Origin of the sequence: Nocardioides abyssi, from assembly GCF_030412915.1 — a bacterium.
GTDB classification, from domain to species: domain Bacteria; phylum Actinomycetota; class Actinomycetes; order Propionibacteriales; family Nocardioidaceae; genus Nocardioides; species Nocardioides abyssi.
This window is the reverse complement of record NZ_JAUHJR010000001.1, coordinates 603242-621514: the sequence shown is the minus strand read 5'-3', so window position 1 is coordinate 621514 and position 18273 is coordinate 603242. Positions and strand designations below refer to the sequence as shown.

The window sequence follows — 18273 nt, the reverse complement described above, 5'->3', positions numbered from 1 at the left end:
CGGGTTCAGCCGTCGGTACGGCGGCGCGCCACGACCTGCGCCAGCAGCTCGGGCTCGGCGCGGAGGTCGATCCGGGCGACCATCCCGTCGACGACGGTGAAGTCGAACGCGACCCGCGTCTCCCCGCGGTGCACCCAGGCCGCGCCCGGCCGCCCGGCGACGTACATCGGCAGGGCCGCCTTGGCGGCGCCGTCGAACATCGCGGCGACCGCCTCCCGCCCGGCGACCCGCTCGGGCGTCCCGGACGCGACGGCGACCCGGTCGCCGGCGACGACCACGTCGGGCGCGAGCAGCCCCAGGAGGCGGGCCAGGTCGCCGCCGCGGGCCGCCGCCAGGAAGGCGTCGACGACCTCGGCGTCGGCGCGGACGTCCTCGGGCGCCGGGCGGGTGACCTTCGTGCGGGCGCGCGAGGCCAGCTTGCGGGCCGCGACCGGCGTGGTGTCGAGGATCGCCGCGACGGCGGCGAAGTCGAACCCGAGGCTGTCGTGCAGCACGAAGGCGACCCGCTCCCCCGGGCTCAGCCGGTCGAGCACGGCCTGGAGGGCGACCCCCACCCCCTCGGCGAGCACGACCCGGTCGGCGGGGTCGTCGATCCCCGCGTCGCCAGGCTCGTCGTCGAGGAGTTCGAGCGGGTCCTCCGGCACGGGCACCTTCGCCCGCAGCCGGTCCAGGCACAGCCGGGTAGTGGTGGTCGTCAGCCAGGCCGGCAGGTCGCGCACGTGCTGATCGGTGCCGTGCAGGCGCAGCCACGCCTGCTGCACGACGTCCTCGGCCTCGGCGTGGTCGGCCAGGACCCGCGCTGCGAGCCGCACCAACCTCGGCCGCTCGGCCTCGAAGGCCGCCGTCTGGTCCACACGCGGACGATAGACGAGAGCCGCCCCGACGGACGTCGGAGCGGCTCGCGGCCGGAAGGGCCCGCCGACGGGTGGCGGCTCGAGGTTCGTCGTCGCCGCCCCGCCTGGGTCAGCGGCGGAGGAGCCGGCTGAGGAGGCCGCCGCGCTCGCGCTCGGCGCTGGGGTGGCCGGAGCACCACTGGCCGGCGGGCACGGCCGCCTTGACCTGGGCGACGTGCTGGCCGCAGCCGGCCCAGGTGGTCTTCTGGCAGGTGCGGCAGGTCTTCGGTCGACACATGGGTGTGGTTCTCCTTGATCGGTTGGTGGCGTGGGTCTGTGGACCGTCAGTCGTGGGCGAAGGTGATGGTGGGCAGGATCCGCTTGAGCCAGGCCGGGGTGTACCAGGCGGCGTCGCCGGTGAGGCGGAGCAGGACCGGCAGCAGGACCAGGCGGACGAGGAAGGCGTCGAGCAGGACGGCGACGCCGAGGACGACGCCCATCTCCTTGGGTGGGATCGGGCCGGACAGGGCGAAGGTGAAGAACACCGCGACCATGACGGCGCCGGCGGCGAAGATCACGCGCCCGGAGTGGGCGAGCGAGCCGACCATGGCCTCCTTGGCGTCGCCGGTGCGCTCGTAGTGCTCCTTGGCCGAGGCGAGCAGGAAGACGGTGTAGTCCATCGCGATCGCGAAGATCATCGCGAAGAAGAACACCGGCGCCCAGGCGTCGAGGAAGCCCTGGGGCTCGAAGCCGAGCAGGTCCGCGCCGTACCCCTCCTGGAAGACCAGCCGCGCGACGCCGAAGGCCGCGGCCGTGGACAGCAGGCTGGCCAGGGTGCCCAGCAGCGAGATCAGCGGTGCCTGGAGCGCGACGAGCAGGAGCAGGAAGCCGAGGACGAGGACGACGCCGACGACCAGCGGGGTGGACTCGTCGAGCTGGGTCTTGAGGTCGAGGTTCTCCACCGGGGCGCCGCCGACGAGGGCGGAGTCCGGGAGGTCGGCGCGGAGCCGGTCGACGGTCTCGCCGAGCTGCGGGTCGGAGGCGTCGACGGTCGGGACCGCCTGGACCATGACCAGCCCGCTGTCGTCGGCCGCGGGCATCGGAGGCATGGCGGCGGCGATGCCGTCGTCGTTCTTGAGCACCTCGGTGGCCGCAGGGGCGTCGGCCTCGTCCATGACGAGCTGCAGGGTGCCGGGGGCGCCCTCGCCGAAGGAATCCTGGACCTGGTCGTAGCCGACCCGGGCCGAGGCGTCCTCGGGCAGCACCTTGATCGAGGGCATGGCGGTCTTCAGCCCGGCGATCGGGGCGGCCAGGGCCAGCAGCACGACCAGGGAGGCCAGGCCCCAGGCCAGGGGCCGCTTCCAGAGCCGCTCGCCCCAGGCGGCGAAGCGCGGGGAGCGGTGCTCGCCGGACCTCGACCACGGCAGCGCGACCTTGTTGATGCGGTCGTCGAGCTTGAACAGCACCAGCGGCAGCAGGGTGAGGGTGGCGGCGAGGACGAAGACGACCGAGAGCATGATCCCGCCTGCCATCGAGCGGAACGAGGGGGACGGCACGAGCATCACCGCGGACAGCGAGATCAGCACGGTCAGGCCGGAGAGCAGGACGGCCTTGCCGGCGGTGTCCATGGTCTGGGCGATGGCCCACTGCTTGCCGGCGACGTCGGTGCGGCCGCTGCCGGCGCGCGCAGCGCGGGCGGCGCGGTAGCGGACCACGACGAACAGGGCGTAGTCGATGCCGAGCGCGAGGGCGAACATCAACGCGAAGTTCATCGCCCAGATGGACACCGGCACGAGCTCGTTGATGAGCACCAGGGAACCAGCGGAGGCGACCAGACCCGCCAGGGTGAGGAGCAGCGGGAGCCCGGCGGCGACGAGGGCGCCGAAGGCGAGGACCAGGATGGCCAGGGTCACCGGCCAGGACATGAGCTCCGAGGTCAGCATCGCGTCGAGGTTGGCCTCGTTGAAGTCGCTCCACAGCAGCGAGGACCCGGTGGGGTTGACCTCGACGGCGTCGGTGGAGAGGTCCTGGAGCTCGGCCTTGAGGTCGGTGGCGACCCGGACCATCTCGTTGGTGTCCGCCCCGGCGCCGGCCAGCACGATCGCGGTGTCGCCGTCCTGGGACAGGGTCGCTCCCGGCGTGGGCGCGACCACCTCGGCGATGCGCGGCTCGGCCTCGAGGACGGCGGTGACCTCGGCGAGGACCTGCTTGCCCTCGCCCTCGGTGACCGGCCCGTCGGTGGAGCGGACGACGACCTGGATGGCGGAGGAGGCGTTGCCGCCGAAGTGCTCGCGGGCGAGCTCGCGGGCCTCCACGGACTCCGAGCCTTCTGCTTGCCAGCCGGCGCCGGAGAGGTTGTGCTCGACCTGGGGTGCGAAAGCGCCGAGGCCGGCGATGGTCAGCAGCCAGACGACGGTGACGAGCTTGGCGTGGTCGGTGACCCACACGCCGAGGCGGCCCAGGGGCCCCAGGTCAGCGCTGACCGGCCGGGTCGGGCCGGGCGGGGAGGGCGGACCCGCGTGACGGGGCGCCGTCGTGTTGCTCATGATGATCCGTTTCTCGTTCAGGTGGGTTCGTTGTGTGCGCGAGTGCGGGGCAGACCGGCCGGCCGGGCGGGCAGGCGCCCGCGCGGGCGCCGGCGCCGGTCCTGCGGGACATCGCGTCAGGGCTGACCGGTCAGGTCAGGTCAGGGCGGGGAGGGCCTGGGCCGCGGTGAGGACGGCGACGCCGAGGACCAGAGCGGTGAAGACCTTCTGGAGCCGGTCGGTGTCGACCCGGTCGACCAGGCGGGCTCCGGCGACGGCGGCCAGGGCGGATGCTGCGGTGAGGACCAGGACCGGACCCCAGTCCGGGGCGGTCCCGGTGCCAGCACGGACCACGAGGGCCGCGGCGCTGGTGATGGTGATGACCACCAGCGAGGTGCCGGCGGCGTACTCCATCGGCAGGGCGAGCGCGAGGAGCAGCGCGGGGACGACGAGGAACCCGCCACCGACGCCGAGGAAGCCGGTCAGCAGCCCGACCGCGGTGGCCGTGACCAGCACCTTCAGGGCGCGCGGGCACTGGCAGGCGAAGGTCGGGCTGAACGTGATGATCGGGTCGTCCAGCGTCGGCCGCGGGCGGTGCTCGTCCGCGCTGCGGTGATGGTTGAGCTGACGCCACGTCATCAGGGCTCCGACGAGGAGCATCAGGGCCGCGAACGCCGCGAGGAGCGCGTCGTCGGGGACGTGCGCAGCCGCCTTCGCTCCCGCCGCGGCGCCGCCGATCGCCACCGCACCGAACACCACGCCACGGCCGAGGAGCACGTTGCCGGCCCGGTGGGCGGTGATCGCCGCGATCAGCGAGGTCACCCCGACCACGACCAACGAACCGGTGGTTGCCTGCGCCGCGGACTGGTCCAACGCGTAGACCAGGACCGGGACGGCCATGATCGAGCCGCCCCCGCCCAGCGCCCCCAACGACAATCCGATGAGGACGCCGGCGGCGACCGCGATGATCACGACGGCGAGGCTCATGTCAGTCCTGCGACCCGTCGCCGGGGCTGACGAGGTGGAGCCCGACCTCCTCGGCGTTGTCGAAGGTGTCGTCGACCGCGACCGGGGTGCGGCCGGCGGCCGCGACGAAGGACGCCGCGATCGAGGCGCGGTAGCCGCCGGCGCAGTGCACCCACACCTCTCCGGCCGGGACCTCCGCGACGCGGCGCGGCAGCTCGTGCACGGGGATGTTGACCGCGCCGTCGATGGCGGCCTTGGCGTGCTCGTCGGCGCGGCGGACGTCGAGGACGACGACCTCGCGGTGATGGCGGACCTGGGCGAGGTCGGCGAACGTCGCGGTCGGGAAGCCGGCGACCCCGTCGGTCGTCCACCGCTCGGGGCCGCCGGTGGCCTGCGCGGCGGGGCGGTCGATGCCGATCCGGACCAGCTCGCGCTGCGCGGTCGCGACGTCCTCCTCGGTCTCACCGAGGAGGGTCACCGGGGTGCCCCACTCGATGAGCCAGCCGAGGTAGGTGGCGAAGGCGCCGTCGAGCCCGAAGTTGACCGTGCCCGGAGCGTGACCGGCGGCGAACGCGGTGCGGTTGCGCAGGTCCACGACCCACTCGCCGGCCTCGATGCGGCGGCGCAGCTCGGTCGCGTCGGCCTCCTGGACCGGGGAGAGGTCGGGTGCGGCGGGGCCGGCAGCGTTGGCCGGTCCCATGTGGACGTAGTACGCCGGCCAGGCGCCCAGCCCGTCGAGGAGCTCGCGGACGTAGGTCTCCTCGTCCTGGGTCAGCACCGGGTTCGAGCGCTTCTCCTGCCCGATCGTCGAGGAGGTGGCATCCGACTGGGTAGCCGAGCAGAACGAGCCGAACCCGTGGGTCGGGTAGACCTCGGCGTCGTCGGGCAGCTCGGCGGCCAGCCGGTGCGCCGAGGCGTGCTGGTGCCGCACCAGTGCGTCGGTGTGCTCCTCGCCGAGCAGGTCGGGTCGCCCGGTCGCGCCGTACAGCAGGGACCCGCCGGTGAACACGGCGTACGGCTCCTCGCGACCGTCGGTGACCGTCGAGAGCGCGTAGGACAGGTGGGTGAAGGTGTGCCCGGGGGTGGCGATGGCGCGGACCCGCATCCGCGTCCCCACCTCGACGACCTCTCCGTCGCGGACCGGGGTCCGGTCGAAGGAGACGTCGTCCTCGCCGTTGACGAGGTACGCCGCGCCGGTGGCGTCGGCGAGCGCCAGGCCGCCGGTGACGTAGTCGTTGTGGACGTGGGTCTCGAGCACGTGCGTCAGGCGGACCCCGTCGTCCTGGAGGACCTGCTGGACCCGGTCGATGTCGCGCTGGGGGTCCACGACGAAGGCGACGTCGCCGTCGTGGACGACGTAGGTGCGATCGCCCAGCGAGTGCGTCTCGATGACACGCACGGTGATGGTCCGCCCGGCAGGGTGCTGCTCGGCCTCGCTCGTCGCAGGGTCGGGGGTGTCGTTTCGCTGGTGGGTCATGGCTGCCTCACTTCTCGGTCGGGCGCCCGGAACGGATCCAGGCGCTGGTGCCGCCCGCGACGTTGATCGCGTCGAAGCCGGCGGCAGTCAGGACGTCGGTCATGGCGCTGCTGCGGTTTCCCGAGGCGCACACGACGTAGACCGGGCGGCTGCGATCCAGCTCGTCGAGCCGCGCGGTCAGCTGGCTCATCGGGACGTTGCGAGCGCCGGGGAGGTGGCCCTCGCGGTACTCGGCCGGCTCGCGGACGTCCACGAACGCCGCGCCGGCGTCGTGGGCGGCTGCCGCCCGGTCGATGTCGACCTCGTGCATCTCGTGTCCTTTCTCGTGCCTCAACACATAACCCCCTGGGGGGATATGTCCGACGTTAGCAGAACCCCCCAGGGGGTTGTACAGTCGTAGGGGAAGCCCGCCTGGAAGCGGTGCAGCAGGACCCGGAGGAGGAAGCGCAGATGACGGACTACACGATCAGCACGACGGTGCACCGGCCCTACGACGAGACGGTCGACGCCGTTCGCGCCGAGCTCGAGGACGTCGGCTTCGGCGTGCTGACCGAGATCGACCTGAAGGCGACTCTCAAGAAGAAGCTGGACGTCGACGTCGCCCCGCAGGTGATCCTCGGGGCGTGCCGGCCCCAGCTTGCGCACCGGGCGTTGGAGGCCGAGCCGTCCATCGCGGCTCTGCTGCCGTGCAACGTGGTCGTCCGGGCGGTGGACGAGTCGACCACGGTGGTCGAGGCGTTCGACCCGGACGCGATGATGTCGTTCGCCGCCGAGGGGAAGAACGGTGACGCGTTGCGCGCTGTTGCTGCCGACGCGCGCGAACGGTTGACCGCAGCCCTGGCTGCCCTGGAGGGGAGTAACTGATGGACCTGGACCCGAGTGAGATCAAGGCGATCATCACGCGCATGAAGCGCGCGAACGGCCACCTCGCCAGCGTGATCCGGATGATGGAGGAAGGCTCCGACTGCGAGTCCGTCCTCACCCAGCTCGCCGCTGTCAACAAGGCCCTCTCCCGGGCCGGGTACGCCATCGTCGCCACCGGCCTGCAGCATTGCCTCACCGAGTCCGACGAGGGCCTCGACGGTGTCGACGTCAAGAAGATGGAGAAGCTCTTCCTCGCGCTCGCGTGAGGGGCCAGGCCCGGACGTCGGAACGTTCGCGGCCGGCCCGCGGCGGGCTCGGCGTCCGGCGGCGCGTCCGCAGGCGGTGCCGCAGCCGGTGCCGCAGCCGGAGTCGCAGCGCTCACTCGGGGCGAGGCGTCCAGCCCTGGTGGCCCAGCTGCCGTTCGCCGAGGCGCTGCAGCAGCCAGCCGCCCACGACGAGGGCGAGGCCGAGGGCGAGGAACCCGAGGTCCCAGGACAGCGGTCCGCCGAGGTCGTCGCGGACGTGGTGCACGCCGAGCAGCTGGTGGTCGACCAGCCCCTCGACCACGTTGAAGAGACCCCACCCGACGAGGACCCCGCCGAGGTGGAACGTCCAGCTCGGCGCGAGCCGGCCCTGGCGCCACTGGGCGAGCGTGACGATCGAGGCCCCGACGACGAACAACCACGACGCGACGTGGAAGAACCCGTCGGCCATCGTGTTGACCTCCAGCCCCGCCACGGTCGTGACCGGGTAGTCCCCGACGTCGCTGACCATGTGGTGCCACTGGAGGATCTGGTGGAGCACGATCCCGTCGACGAAGCCACCGAGCCCGATGCCGTGGAGGATGCCGGCCGCCTTGGACGGGGGCTGCCCGACCGTGGAGGCGACCGAGGATGTCGCGGCGGACGTCATGACCGCGGGAGTACCCGCGTGCGCGTGCCGCAGTCCCTCGAGGTGCGCCCCGGACCAGCGAGAGCCGCCCCGACGGTGTCGGGACGGCTCTCCAAGAGGGCTGTGTCTCGGCGGGGTCTCGGCACGCCGCTGGCGCGACGTCCTCGACCCGACCGGGACCGGTGGTGGTGGTGGTGGTGGTGGTGGAGCTGGCGGGAATCGAACCCGCGTCCTCGAGCGTCGAACCAGGTCTTCTCCGGGTGCAGTCCGTGATGTCGTTTTCTCGGCCCCGGGGCTCGCACGGACACGTCCCCGACAGGCTCAGTCACGGAATAGTCCCGCTCACCCTCCGTGACACGGAGTGAGCAGCAAGTCTCCTAGATGACGCCAGGGTCCGGGACGGAGACGGATGCCCGGTCTGACGCTTCGATCACCGCTCAGGCGGCGAGAGCGAAGGAACTGCGCTTAGCGTTGGCAGTTATTGGTTTCCAGCGATCGTTTACGAGATGACGCTGGCTCCTCGACCCGCTTCCCCTGGGACTAACGTCCCAAGTCGAAACCGATCAGCCCCTCTTGAGTTGTCCTGCACGAGGCAGTCTACGGGTCCAACCACGCCGGGCGCACCAGTGTTCCCGGCGGACCGGCTCAGGCCTCGACCCAGGTGCGCACGGCGGCGACGCCCGGCCCGCCGAGCCAGCCGACCAGGGCCGGGCGCCCGGCGAGGACCGAGCCCAGCGCGGCGGCGGGGCCGCGCACCTCGGGGCCGGTGCCGTGCTCCCACCCGAGGTCGGTGGCGCGGTACGTCGCCCGCGGGAACCCCCGGCGCACGACGCCGAGCATCGGCGTGCGGCTGACCAGGAAGTCGAGCACCGGGCCCCAGGCGTCCGGCGGCCGGTCGACCGCGATCCCCAGCGGCACGGCCACGTCGAGGCGGTGGACCATCACGTCGGCCAGCGGCGCCCGCGGACCCATCCCGGGCGGGGCGAACCGGGCGTCGGCGAGGGCGCGGAACCGGGAGACGAGCTCGGCGGGCGGGCGCACGGCGTACTCCTCGGCCAGCAGCTCGGTGACGCGGCTGGGGACGCCGCGCCCGCGCACGGCGGCGGCCAGCTTGGCGCGGACCCCGCTGTCCTGCGCGCTGACCAGGTGGGCCACCACCCCGTGCACGGTCCAGGCCGGGCAGAGGCTGCGCGTCGCCCACTGCCCGGGGGTGAGGGTGTCCAGCAGGTCGGCGAACGCCGTCCGCTCGGCGGCGATCGTCGCCCACAGACGGGCCGTCGCGTCCATCACCCCACGATCGCGCGGCACCGCGGCGGGCGCATCCCCGATCCTGGCCATCCGGCGGGCGGCGCGGGGCCTGGGTCGCTCAGGCGACCCGGGCGCCGTGGGCCTGCGCCGCGGCGACGAACTGGGTGGCGTAGCCGGCCTCGCGGAAGTCCTTGAGCGAGTTCGCCGAGATTCGGTTGATGTGCTCGCGGCTGACGTTGCACTCCAGGTCGCCCATCGGTCCGTAGAGGCGGACCGACGCGACCGCGAACGGCCCGACCCCCTGCCGGCGCACCCAGACCTCGGCGCACGGGACGTCCCACTCCCGCACGGTGGCGCCGTCGGGGGTGAAGGCCAGCCGGCCGTCGGCGAGGGTGAGCGTGCCGTACGTCGACGCCAGCGAGCTGCCCATCCGGCCGAGGACGCCCGTGCCGAGGAGCTGGACGTTCCAGGTGCTCGGGACCGCGACCGGGCCGTGCGGCCCCGGCGCGACCACCGGCTGCGGGGCGACGCGCGAGCGGGTCAGGAGCAGCACGACCAGGCCCACGACGAACAGCCCCAGGACCGCCGGCACGAGGAACATCAGCAGGACGAGGATCGTCACGACCGCTCCGTCCCGAAGAGGCGGGCGCCGTTGTGCCAGCAGACGTCGCGCAGCCAGTCGTCGCCGAGGTTGAGGGCGGCGAGCCCGTCGAGCTGGTGGCGGTAGGGGTACGGGATGGTCGGGAAGTCGCTGCCGAGCAGCACCTTGGGCTGGAGGTCGCGCAGGCGGCCGACCAGGTCGGTGGGGTACGTCGCCGGGAAGAAGTCCGTGAAGACCATGGTGGTGTCGAGGCGGACGTGCTCGTGGGTCTCGGCCATCGCGAGGAACTCGCCGAACTCCGGCGCGCCCATGTGGGCCACGACCAGCGCCAGCCGCGGGTGCCGGGCGAGCACACGTCGGGTGGACTCCGGCCCGGTGAACTCGTTGGGCACCGGCCCGGAGCCCGCGTGCACCACCACCGGCGTGCCCGCGTCCTCGAGCACGCCCCAGACCGGCGCGAGCAGCGGGTCGTCGAGGTGGAACTCCCCCACCTGCAGGTGCAGCTTGAAGACCTCGGTGCCCGCCTCGATCGCCCCGGCGACGTACCCCGCCGCCCCCTCCTCGGGGTAGAAGGTCGCCGACCGCAGGCTCTCCGGCACGCGCTCGGCGAAGTCCGCGGCCCAGTCGTTGAGGTACGTCGCCACGCCGGGCTTGTGCGCGTAGGGCAGGGCCGAGAAGCGGCGTACCCCCATCGCGCGCAGCAGGTCGACCCGGCCCTCGACGCTCGTGCGGTAGCGGATCGGCCACTCGCGGCCGAGCTTCGGGCCGGCGGCGTCGAAGACCGCCCACACCGCGCGCTGGATCGGGGGCGGCAGGAAGTGCACGTGCACGTCGAAGAGCCCCGGCAGGCCGAGCTGCTCCCAGAACGCGACGACCTCGGGCGCGTCGGCGCTGCGGTCGAGCCGCTCCTCCTGCCCGAGCCGCGCCTCAGTCACGCATGCCCTTCAGGTAGCGGCCGACGGCCTGCTCCTTCTCGCGGTCGGCGGTGCGCTCGGCGATCGCGTTGCGCTTGTCCCACGACTTCTTGCCCTTGGCCAGGCCGATCTCGATCTTCGCCCGGCCGTCCTTGAAGTAGAGCGCGAGCGGCACGACCGTCAGGCCCTTCTCGTTGACGCGGCGCTCGATCTTGTCGATCTCCATCCGGTTCAGCAGCAGCTTGCGCTTGCGGCGCGCGGAGTGGTTGGTCCAGGTGCCCTGGGAGTACTCCGGGATGTGCACGCCGTGCAGCCACGCCTCGCCGCGGTCGATGTCGACGAACCCGTCGACCAGCGACGCCCGGCCCTGCCGCAGCGACTTCACCTCGGTGCCCTGCAGCACGAGCCCGGCCTCGAAGGTGTCCTCGATGGCGTAGTCGTGTCGCGCCTTCTTGTTCTGCGCGATCATCTTCTGGCCCTGCTCCTTCGGCATGTCCCCATCCTCCCAGAGGCCCGCAACGGGAATGTCACGGCGGGCGCGGCATGCCCCGTGGGGGTGTTTGCGTACCACCAATAGGTGGGATGCCTGACCTTCTGGGCCATCGCGACACCCCAGAAGCGCAGGCGTACCACCAATAGGTGGGATGCCTGCACCCAGCCGCAGCCACCCGAGCCGGACCGACCGTCAGAAGAACTGCATCGGGTTCGTGGACGACCCGTTGGCGAGCACGGTGAAGTGCAGGTGGCAGCCGGTCGACCAGCCGGTGGAGCCGACGTAGCCGACGACCTGGCCGCGCTCGACGCTGTCGCCGGGCCCGACGACGTACCCCGTGGCGTGGTTGTAGACCGCGGTGACCAGCCGGCCGTTGACCTGGCCGACGTTGAGGTAGAGCCGGTTGCCGTAGACCGAGGAGTAGTAGCGGGTCATCACCGTGCCGGACGCGACGGCGTACATCGGCGTGCCGCAGCCGACGCCGAAGTCGGTGCCGTCGTGCAGGCCCCAGTAGTGGTAGATCGGGTGCTCGCGGTAGCCGTAGGGCGAGGTGACCGGGCCGCCGACGGGCCGCATCAGCAGGCCGTCGGTGGCGCCGCGGTAGCCGCGGTGCCTGGCCGCGGCGCGGCGCGCGGCCTCGAGGATGCGCTGCTTGATCCGGCGCTCCTTGGCCCGGAGCCGCTCGAGCACCGCCTTGTCCTGGGCGCGGGCTCGGGCGGCGGCCTCCTGGGCGGTACGCCGCCCGGCGACCATCTCGCGCACCGTGCTCGCCGCGGCGCGGGCCTCGGCGTGCAGGCCGCGCATCGTCTCGAGGTGCTCCGCGGCGTCGGCGCGCTGGTCGGCGACCTCGTTGGTGGCGGCCTCGACGTTGTTCTCGCGGACGCCGAGCAGCACCTCGGCGGCGTGCAGGTCGTCGTAGGCCCGGGTCTCGCGGCCGACCATGACGTCCTGGGCGGCCATCCGACGGGTGAGGTCCTCGGGGGTCTGCGCGTCGAGGATCGAGGCGAAGGCGAGCAGCTCGGGGTCGCCCTGCTCGTAGATCGAGGTGATCGTGTCGGTGACCCGGCCGCGCTGGACCTCGAGCGCCGCCTGGCCGTCGGCGAGGTCGGCCCGCGCCTTCTCCAGCCGAGCCTCGGCGGCCTCCAGCTTGGCCTGCATCCGCTCGTCGAGGCGCTGGGCGGCGCCGAGGCGGGTGCGCACGTCGGCGAGCTCGCTCTTGGCGTCGGCGAGCTGCTCCTTCGCGGCATCGAGGCGGGCGGCGGCCTTGCGCAGCCGGGCGCTGGAGTGCTCGAGGTCGCCGGCGGCGTGCTTGAGCTCCTTCTGGACCTTCTGCTGCTGGTCCTTCAGGTCGTCCTCGGCACCAGCGAGGGGGACGGCGAGCGCGCCGACGGCGACGGAGCAGGCGAGGGTCGCTGCGGCCAGTCGGCGGCGGGCGGCACGGGGGAAGAGACGCACCGGGTCAGCCTTCGTCTTCGGCGTTCAGGGCAAGGAGTCGGTCGATCGGGACAGGTGTGACAGGTGGTGCCGCTGTGACACCAGGGACGACCGTATGCGCCGAGGCTCAGACTTTGAGGTATTTGCGCGTCAGCAGGAGTGTCGGCAGCAGCGTCAGCACCGGGCCGAGCACGCCGATGGCCAGCACGGTGGTGGTGTACTCCGGCAGGCCGATCCACGGCATGAACGTCAGGCCGGTCGCGGCCCGCTCGTGGATGCCGAACCACATGAACGCCCCGAGCGCCCCGGCCGCCAGCCCGACACCCACGACCGCGGTCACGATTGCCTCGAGGAGGAACGGCAGCGCGATGTAGAGCGTCGAGGCGCCGACCAGGCGCATGATGCCGATCTCGCGGCGCCGCGCCAGCGCGGCGAGTCGGATGGTGTTGGCGACCAGCATGAGCGCGGCGAGCACGAGGAACGCGGCCGTGCCCCACGCGCCGTACTTCAGCGCGGTGATCGAGCCGTAGATCGGCTGCAGCACCTCGCGCGCGTCGCGGATCGAGGAGACGCCCGGCAGCCCCTGCACGGCGCTGGTGATGCCCTCGAACTCGTTGGGGTCCTCCAGCGTGATCCACGCCGACTGCGGCATGTCGTCGACGGTCGCGGCCGGGTTGGGGCCCTCGAACCGCTCGGGACCGAGGAGCTCCTTGATCTTCTCGAAGGCCTCCTCCTTGGTCTCGAAGTAGTGGCTCTCCGCCTCGGGGTTGTCGTCGATCGCCTGGGCGATCGCCTCCTTCTGCGGCTCCGTCACCTCGCCGGTGCAGCGCGGGTTGTCGTCGTCGTCCTTGCACAGCCAGACGGTGATCTGGAGCTGGGAGCCCCACTGGTCGGCGGCCTTGTCGGCCTGCTGGTTCAGCAGCAGGCCGAGGCCGACGAGGGTGAGGGAGACGAACAGGGTCAGGACGACCGCGATGTGCATCGACACGTTGCGGCGCAGGCCCTGGCCGAGCTCGGTGAAGACGTAGCGAAGCTGCATGGGGAGGAGGCGCTTCCGTTCCTGGGAGGGGTACGACGGGTGGCCGGCGGGTTGGTGCGGGGTGGCGCACGCCGGCGGGCGGCGCGCGGCTAGTGCTGGAAGCCGTAGGCGCCGCGGGCCTGGTCGCGCACGACCCGGCCGTCCTCGAGCTCGATGACGCGCTTGCGCATCTGGTCGACGATGCCGTGGTCGTGGGTGGCCATCACGACCGTCGTGCCGGTGCGGTTGATCCGATCCAGCAGCTTCATGATCCCGACCGAGGTGGACGGGTCGAGGTTGCCGGTGGGCTCGTCGGCGATGAGGATCATCGGCCGGTTGACGAAGGCGCGGGCGATCGCGACCCGCTGCTGCTCGCCGCCCGAGAGCTCGTCGGGCATCCGGTCGGCCTTGCCCTCCAGGCCCACCAGCTCCAGGGTCTCGGGGACGACCGAGCGGATGTCGGCGCGCGAGCGGCCGATCACCTGCAGGGCGAAGGCGACGTTCTCCCCCACCGACTTGTTCGGCAGCAGGCGGAAGTCCTGGAACACCGTGCCGATCTGGCGCCGCAGCCGCGGCACCTTCCAGCCGGCCAGGCGGTTGATCTCCTTGCCGGCGACGTAGACGCGGCCCGAGGTCGGCCGCGCCTCGCGCAGCACCAGCCGCAGGGCCGTGGACTTGCCCGAGCCGGACTGGCCGACGAGGAAGACGAACTCGCCCTTCTCGACGTCCACCGACACCTGGTCCAGGGCCGGGCTGCCCGACCCGGGGTAGGTCTTGGTGACCTTCTCGAAGCGAATCACCCGGGAGACGGTACGCGAGCGGCCCCACCGCGCCCCGGACCGCCGAGGCGCGCCTCACTACGGTGTGGCCCATGCCATCGGCGTCCCGCGTGCTGCTCGCCAGCCTCGCCGTGACCCTCCTCGTGGTCGCCGCCGGCCTGGGCATCCGGCTGGGCGTCGCCGGCCCCGAGGGGTCCGACGACCCCGACAGCCCGGGCGAACCCGGCTCCGGGCAGGACGTACCCGCGGCCGTCTCGCCACCCGAGAGCCTCGCCGGCCTCGAGACCCGCGGCCTGGCCGCCCTGCGCGCCCCCTTCTGCGCCGGGATCGCCGAGGCCGCCGTGGTCGACGCGCTCGGCGGGGAGCCCACCCGCGCCGAGGCCTACGACAACGGCGAGACCGCCGCCCTGACCCCGACGGTCACCGACGTCTCCCACGAGCACGGCTGCCTGTGGTCCGACACCCGTACGACGGCGCGCGGGTGGGTCTTCGCGCCGCCGGTGACCCCCGCGCGGGCCCGCGGGCTGGCCGACGGCGCGGCGGCCGGCCGCGGCTGCTCGCGCGTGCCGGACGCGCCCGCCCTCGGCGAGCCCGACGTGGCGCTCGTCTGCGACCGCGGCGACGTCCGCGAGGCGTCGTACCGCGGGCTGCTCGGCGACGCGTGGCTGGTCTGCTCGATCACCGCACCGCGCGCGCTGGACCGGGCCGAGCACCTCGACCGCGCCGGCCGCTGGTGCGCGGCCGTCGTCACCGCCACCACCGGCTCGACCGGCCCCGACTGAGGATCCCCCGGGTCGGACCACGGCCGGTCCTCCGCCGTCTCTTTCCCTAGGACGGGGCATGTCGGTGCCGATCCGACCACCGGGACGCCGCGGGCGCACTAGCGTCGTGCCGTCATGCGCACCGCCTCCTCGCTGCTCGTCCTCGTCGTGGGCGCCGGCCTCGTGCCCGCCCTGGCCCTCGGCACGCCCGCGTCGGCCGACGACGCGAGCCTGGCAGCGACCACCGACAGCCCGGTCGTGGTCGTCGACCCGGCCCCGCGGGAGCTGCCCCGGGCCGCGCGCAGGTTCGTGCCGCGGGCACCCCACCCGCTGTCGGAGACGTTCGCGCTGCACAGCAACCCCGGCGCGAGCCGGGTGATCCACCTCGACGTCGACGGCGCGACCGTGGCCGGCACCGAGTGGCAGGCCATCGACGACCCGATCGCACCCGGCCGGCACGGCCCGTGGGACACCGACGGCGTGCCGGGGTCGTTCTCCGACGCCGAGCGCACCGCGATCCAGGAGGTCTGGGCGCGGGTCGCGGAGGACTACGCCCCCTTCGACGTCGACGTCACGACCGAGGACCCCGGCCCGGCCGCGCTGCGTCGCAGCGGCTCCGGCGACACGACCTACGGCATGACCGCGCTGGTCACCAGCAGCGACGCCGCCTGGGCGTGGTGCGCACGCCAGTGCGGCGGCGTCGCCTTCGTCGACGTCTTCGACCAGGTCGACCCCGACGGGCGGCTGCGCCCCGCCTGGATCTTCCCCGGCGGGATGCAGGACGACCCCGCCGGCGTCGCCGACGCCGTCAGCCACGAGGTCGGGCACACCCTCGGGCTCGAGCACGACGGGCGCGGCACCGACGGCTACTACGAGGGCCACGACGCCTGGGGCCCGATCATGGGCGCGCCCTACGCCCGCCGGGTCACCCAGTGGAGCAACGGCTCCTACCCCGCCGCCACGCAGCGCCAGGACGACGTCGCCGTGATCGCCTCCTCCGGCGCTGCGCTGCGGCGCGACGAGGGCACCACGCCGCCGACCGGCCCGGCCGTCATCAGCAGCCGCACCGACACCGACGTCTACGACCTCGGCGCGTGCAGCGGCCAGGTCACCGCCACCGTGCGGCCCGCCGCCATCGGCCCCGACCTCGACCCGCGCATCACGCTGCTCGACCCCACCGGCCGCGAGGTCGCCGCCGCCGACCCCCTCGGCCCGGTCGCCGCGACCGTGACCGTCGCGGTCGGCACGAGCGGCGCCGGGACCGGCACGGAGGGCACGGCCGGCTGGCGGGTCGTCGTCGACGGCGTCGGCGCACCGGCGCTGGGCTACGACGACTACGGGAGCATCGGCGCCTACACGCTCGACGTCACCGGCTGCACCGGCAGCACCACCGGTCCGACCAGTCCCCTCGAGCCGGCCCCGGAGCAGCCCGCCGTCGTCGGGCCCCCCGGCCGGATCGCCCGCCCCACGGCCACGCGCGGGGCGAAGGGCGGCCCGGCCACCGCCACGGTGCGCTGGTCGGCGCCGAAGGCCGACGGCGGCGCCCCCGTCGCGGCGTACCAGGTCCTCGCCCACCGGATGCAGGGCTCGAAGGTCCGCCAGACGGTGCGCTCGGGACAGCTGACCGGCACCGGCGTCACGTTCCGGGCGACGCGCGGCACCCGGTGGACGTTCTCCGTCCGGGCGCGCAACAGCGAGGGCTGGGGACCGGCCGGTCCCCGCTCCCGCGCGGTCAGGCTGCGCTGAGGGCGGTCAGTTCTCCTCGGCCCGGTCGGCGCCGCGGCGCCACCGGATGCCGGCCTCGAGGAAGCCGTCGAGGTCCCCGTCGAAGACCGACGAGGGGTTGCCCGACTCGAAGCCGGTGCGCAGGTCCTTGACGACCTGGTAGGGGTTCAGCACGTAGTTGCGCATCTGGTCGCCCCACGACGCCTGCACGTCGCCGCGCATCTCGTCCAGCTGCGCCTTCTCCTCGGCCTTCTTGCGGGCGAGGAGCTTGGCCTTGAGGACGACCATGGCGCTGGCCTTGTTCTGCAGCTGGCTCTTCTCGTTCTGGCAGCTGACGACCGTGCCGGTGGGCAGGTGGGTCAGGCGCACCGCGGAGTCGGTGGTGTTGACCGACTGGCCGCCGGGCCCGCCGGAGCGGTAGACGTCGACCCGGATCTCCTCCTCGGGGATCTCGATCTCGTCGGTCTGCTCGAGCACCGGCACGACCTCGACCGCGGCGAAGCTGGTCTGGCGGCGGCCCTGGTTGTCGAAGGGGCTGATCCGCACCAGGCGGTGGGTGCCGGCCTCCACGGAGAGGGTGCCGTAGGCGTAGGGCGCGTGGATCGCGAAGGTGGCCGACTTCAGGCCCGCCTCCTCCGCGTAGGAGGTCTCGAAGACCTCGACGGGGTACTTGTGCTGCTCGGCCCAGCGCGTGTACATCCGCATCAGCGACTCGGCGAAGTCCGCGGCGTCGACGCCACCGGCGCCCGCACGGATCGAGACCAGCGCCTCGCGGGCGTCGTACTCGCCGTTGAGCAGGGTGCGGACCTCGAGCGCCTCGACCGCCTTGCGGATCTTGCCCAGCTCGGCCTCGGCCTCGGCCATCGAGTCGGCGTCGCCCTCCTCCTGGCCGAGCTCGACGAGCACGCCGAGGTCCTCGATCCGCTCGGAGAGACCGGTGAACCGCTCGAGCTCGCCCTGGAGCGCCGAGAGGCGACCGGTGACGCGCTGCGCGTTGACCTGGTCGTCCCACAGGTCCGGCGCCGCCACCTGCTCACCGAGGTCGGCGATCTCCCTGCGCATCGCGTCCACGTCGAGCACCTGCTCGATGGTGCGCATGGTCGCCTGGAGCTGCTTGATCGCTACGTCGAAGTCGGGGCCTGCCACGATGACGAAGAGTACGCCGCTCGCGCAGCGCCGCGCTCATCGCCGGCCGGGCCCGGGCTCAGCCGACCGGGCGGCCGAAGACCTGCGCGACGTACCACGTGCCGTCCTGCGACTTTCGCGCCGCGATGCCCATCCGGGTGTAGCCCTTGCGCAGGATGTTGGCGCGGTGGCCCGGCGACTTCATCCAGCCCTTCCGCACGACCGCCTTGCCGGTGGCGTAGCCGTAGGCGACGTTCTCCCCCACCATCTCCAGCGTGCAGCCGTCGAGCAGCGCCTCGATCGCCTGGTGGAAGATCGTGGTCTGGCCCGCCATCAGCTTCGCCTGGCGGGCGGCGGCCTTGCGAAGGCAGGCGTCGTTCTTCAGCTTCCCCCGGTCGCGCTCGGCGCGGACCTTGTTGGTGGTCGAGAAGGCCGCCCGCGCGTACTCCTGGGCAGGCGTCGCCGCCTGCGCCGGAGCGGGCACGACGAGCAGGGCCGCGGCGAGGGCCGGGCCGAGGAGGAGGGTCGCGAGCAGCTGGGTTCCGAGACGAGCCACCCCGCGACGGTACGACGGGTGGCCGCCGTCGCGCACCCCCTCATGGGGAGGTCCACCCGATCG

General features: G+C 73.2%; 20 protein-coding genes and 1 other RNA gene. 4 read left to right on the top strand and 17 right to left on the bottom strand.

Annotated elements, in window-relative coordinates; all coding sequences use genetic code 11:
- Nucleotides 1-5: 5 nt before the first annotated feature.
- From QWY29_RS03050 to QWY29_RS03025, 6 genes are all read right to left on the bottom strand, one after another.
- Nucleotides 6-854, bottom strand: a complete 849-nt coding sequence (locus QWY29_RS03050; RefSeq protein WP_300959184.1) for a sigma-70 family RNA polymerase sigma factor — start codon at nt 852-854, stop codon at nt 6-8.
- A gap of 109 nt (nt 855-963) precedes the next feature.
- Nucleotides 964-1131 (bottom strand): DUF8730 family Cys-rich protein, encoded by a 168-nt coding sequence (locus QWY29_RS03045; protein WP_300959183.1) that lies wholly within the window; start codon nt 1129-1131, stop codon nt 964-966.
- Nucleotides 1132-1177: 46 nt separating this feature from the next.
- Nucleotides 1178-3379, bottom strand: a complete 2202-nt coding sequence (locus tag QWY29_RS03040) for an MMPL family transporter (protein WP_300959182.1) — start codon at nt 3377-3379, stop codon at nt 1178-1180.
- A 135-nt stretch (nt 3380-3514) separates the two neighbouring features.
- Nucleotides 3515-4345, bottom strand: coding sequence for a TSUP family transporter (locus QWY29_RS03035; protein ID WP_300959181.1), 831 nt, complete (start codon nt 4343-4345; stop codon nt 3515-3517).
- A 1-nt stretch (nt 4346) separates the two neighbouring features.
- Nucleotides 4347-5801 carry an MBL fold metallo-hydrolase gene (locus tag QWY29_RS03030; protein WP_300959180.1) on the bottom strand — a complete coding sequence of 485 codons (1455 nt, stop codon included), beginning with the start codon at nt 5799-5801 and terminating at the stop codon, nt 4347-4349.
- 7 nt (nt 5802-5808) lie between these two features.
- A complete protein-coding gene (locus tag QWY29_RS03025) occupies nt 5809-6111 on the bottom strand; it encodes a rhodanese-like domain-containing protein (RefSeq protein ID WP_300959179.1) in 303 nt (100 codons plus the stop codon).
- Between the two features lie 140 nt (nt 6112-6251).
- Between QWY29_RS03025 and QWY29_RS03020 the strand changes: the two genes are divergently transcribed.
- Both QWY29_RS03020 and QWY29_RS03015 read left to right on the top strand, forming a co-directional pair.
- Nucleotides 6252-6665, top strand: a complete 414-nt coding sequence (locus QWY29_RS03020; RefSeq protein ID WP_300959178.1) for a DUF302 domain-containing protein — start codon at nt 6252-6254, stop codon at nt 6663-6665.
- Nucleotides 6665-6931: a metal-sensitive transcriptional regulator gene (locus tag QWY29_RS03015; protein ID WP_300959177.1), complete on the top strand. Its 267-nt coding sequence runs from the start codon at nt 6665-6667 to the stop codon at nt 6929-6931. The genes QWY29_RS03020 and QWY29_RS03015 overlap by 1 nt, the downstream gene beginning before the upstream one ends.
- Before the next feature lie 112 nt (nt 6932-7043).
- On the opposite strand, the gene QWY29_RS03010 is transcribed toward QWY29_RS03015, so the two are convergent.
- The 9 genes from QWY29_RS03010 to ftsE form a co-directional block, all read right to left on the bottom strand.
- On the bottom strand, nt 7044-7577 hold the full coding sequence (locus QWY29_RS03010) for a DUF2243 domain-containing protein (RefSeq protein ID WP_300959176.1): 534 nt from the start codon (nt 7575-7577) through the stop codon (nt 7044-7046).
- Between the two features lie 180 nt (nt 7578-7757).
- Nucleotides 7758-8127, bottom strand: a transfer-messenger RNA (tmRNA) gene (ssrA, locus tag QWY29_RS03005).
- Between the two features lie 74 nt (nt 8128-8201).
- A complete protein-coding gene (locus QWY29_RS03000) occupies nt 8202-8843 on the bottom strand; it encodes a maleylpyruvate isomerase family mycothiol-dependent enzyme (protein ID WP_300959175.1) in 642 nt (213 codons plus the stop codon).
- Nucleotides 8844-8922: 79 nt separating this feature from the next.
- Nucleotides 8923-9426: a hypothetical protein gene (locus tag QWY29_RS02995; RefSeq protein ID WP_300959174.1), complete on the bottom strand. Its 504-nt coding sequence runs from the start codon at nt 9424-9426 to the stop codon at nt 8923-8925.
- Nucleotides 9423-10340, bottom strand: a complete 918-nt coding sequence (locus tag QWY29_RS02990; RefSeq protein WP_300959173.1) for an amidohydrolase family protein — start codon at nt 10338-10340, stop codon at nt 9423-9425. The genes QWY29_RS02995 and QWY29_RS02990 overlap by 4 nt, the downstream gene beginning before the upstream one ends.
- Nucleotides 10333-10812, bottom strand: a complete 480-nt coding sequence (gene smpB / locus QWY29_RS02985; RefSeq protein WP_300959172.1) for an SsrA-binding protein SmpB — start codon at nt 10810-10812, stop codon at nt 10333-10335. Before smpB ends, QWY29_RS02990 begins: the two co-directional genes overlap by 8 nt.
- Nucleotides 10813-11004: 192 nt before the next feature.
- Nucleotides 11005-12267 (bottom strand): M23 family metallopeptidase, encoded by a 1263-nt coding sequence (locus tag QWY29_RS02980; RefSeq protein WP_300959171.1) that lies wholly within the window; start codon nt 12265-12267, stop codon nt 11005-11007.
- 106 nt (nt 12268-12373) lie between these two features.
- Entirely contained in the window at nt 12374-13285 is a 912-nt protein-coding gene (ftsX, locus tag QWY29_RS02975; protein WP_300959170.1) for a permease-like cell division protein FtsX, read from the bottom strand.
- An 89-nt stretch (nt 13286-13374) separates the two neighbouring features.
- A complete protein-coding gene (ftsE, locus tag QWY29_RS02970; RefSeq protein WP_300959169.1) occupies nt 13375-14064 on the bottom strand; it encodes a cell division ATP-binding protein FtsE in 690 nt (229 codons plus the stop codon).
- Nucleotides 14065-14135: 71 nt separating this feature from the next.
- Here ftsE and QWY29_RS02965 point away from each other — a divergent pair, with 71 nt between their 5' ends.
- Both QWY29_RS02965 and QWY29_RS02960 read left to right on the top strand, forming a co-directional pair.
- Entirely contained in the window at nt 14136-14825 is a 690-nt protein-coding gene (locus QWY29_RS02965; protein WP_300959168.1) for a hypothetical protein, read from the top strand.
- A gap of 114 nt (nt 14826-14939) precedes the next feature.
- Nucleotides 14940-16550 carry a fibronectin type III domain-containing protein gene (locus QWY29_RS02960; protein WP_300959167.1) on the top strand — a complete coding sequence of 537 codons (1611 nt, stop codon included), beginning with the start codon at nt 14940-14942 and terminating at the stop codon, nt 16548-16550.
- Between the two features lie 6 nt (nt 16551-16556).
- On the opposite strand, the gene prfB is transcribed toward QWY29_RS02960, so the two are convergent.
- Complete coding sequence (gene prfB / locus QWY29_RS02955; protein WP_300959166.1) at nt 16557-17675, bottom strand: peptide chain release factor 2; 1119 nt, start codon at nt 17673-17675, stop codon at nt 16557-16559.
- Between the two features lie 58 nt (nt 17676-17733).
- Nucleotides 17734-18210 (bottom strand): CAP domain-containing protein, encoded by a 477-nt coding sequence (locus QWY29_RS02950; protein WP_300959165.1) that lies wholly within the window; start codon nt 18208-18210, stop codon nt 17734-17736.
- Nucleotides 18211-18273: the final 63 nt, after the last annotated feature.

What these genes read in the sequence shown, in the direction of transcription:
- QWY29_RS03010 (WP_300959176.1), bottom strand. Translation starts at nt 7,577, where the DNA reads ATGACGTCCGCCGCGACATCCTCGGTCGCCTCCACGGTCGGGCAGCCC.
- QWY29_RS02965 (WP_300959168.1), top strand. Translation starts at nt 14,136, where the DNA reads ATGCCATCGGCGTCCCGCGTGCTGCTCGCCAGCCTCGCCGTGACCCTC.
- QWY29_RS03030 (WP_300959180.1), bottom strand. Translation starts at nt 5,801, where the DNA reads ATGACCCACCAGCGAAACGACACCCCCGACCCTGCGACGAGCGAGGCC.
- QWY29_RS03035 (WP_300959181.1), bottom strand. Translation starts at nt 4,345, where the DNA reads ATGAGCCTCGCCGTCGTGATCATCGCGGTCGCCGCCGGCGTCCTCATC.
- QWY29_RS03000 (WP_300959175.1), bottom strand. Translation starts at nt 8,843, where the DNA reads ATGGACGCGACGGCCCGTCTGTGGGCGACGATCGCCGCCGAGCGGACG.
- QWY29_RS03045 (WP_300959183.1), bottom strand. Translation starts at nt 1,131, where the DNA reads ATGTGTCGACCGAAGACCTGCCGCACCTGCCAGAAGACCACCTGGGCC.
- QWY29_RS02960 (WP_300959167.1), top strand. Translation starts at nt 14,940, where the DNA reads ATGCGCACCGCCTCCTCGCTGCTCGTCCTCGTCGTGGGCGCCGGCCTC.
- ftsX (WP_300959170.1), bottom strand. Translation starts at nt 13,285, where the DNA reads ATGCAGCTTCGCTACGTCTTCACCGAGCTCGGCCAGGGCCTGCGCCGC.
- QWY29_RS03020 (WP_300959178.1), top strand. Translation starts at nt 6,252, where the DNA reads ATGACGGACTACACGATCAGCACGACGGTGCACCGGCCCTACGACGAG.
- QWY29_RS03040 (WP_300959182.1), bottom strand. Translation starts at nt 3,379, where the DNA reads ATGAGCAACACGACGGCGCCCCGTCACGCGGGTCCGCCCTCCCCGCCC.
- smpB (WP_300959172.1), bottom strand. Translation starts at nt 10,812, where the DNA reads ATGCCGAAGGAGCAGGGCCAGAAGATGATCGCGCAGAACAAGAAGGCG.
- QWY29_RS03025 (WP_300959179.1), bottom strand. Translation starts at nt 6,111, where the DNA reads ATGCACGAGGTCGACATCGACCGGGCGGCAGCCGCCCACGACGCCGGC.
- QWY29_RS03015 (WP_300959177.1), top strand. Translation starts at nt 6,665, where the DNA reads ATGGACCTGGACCCGAGTGAGATCAAGGCGATCATCACGCGCATGAAG.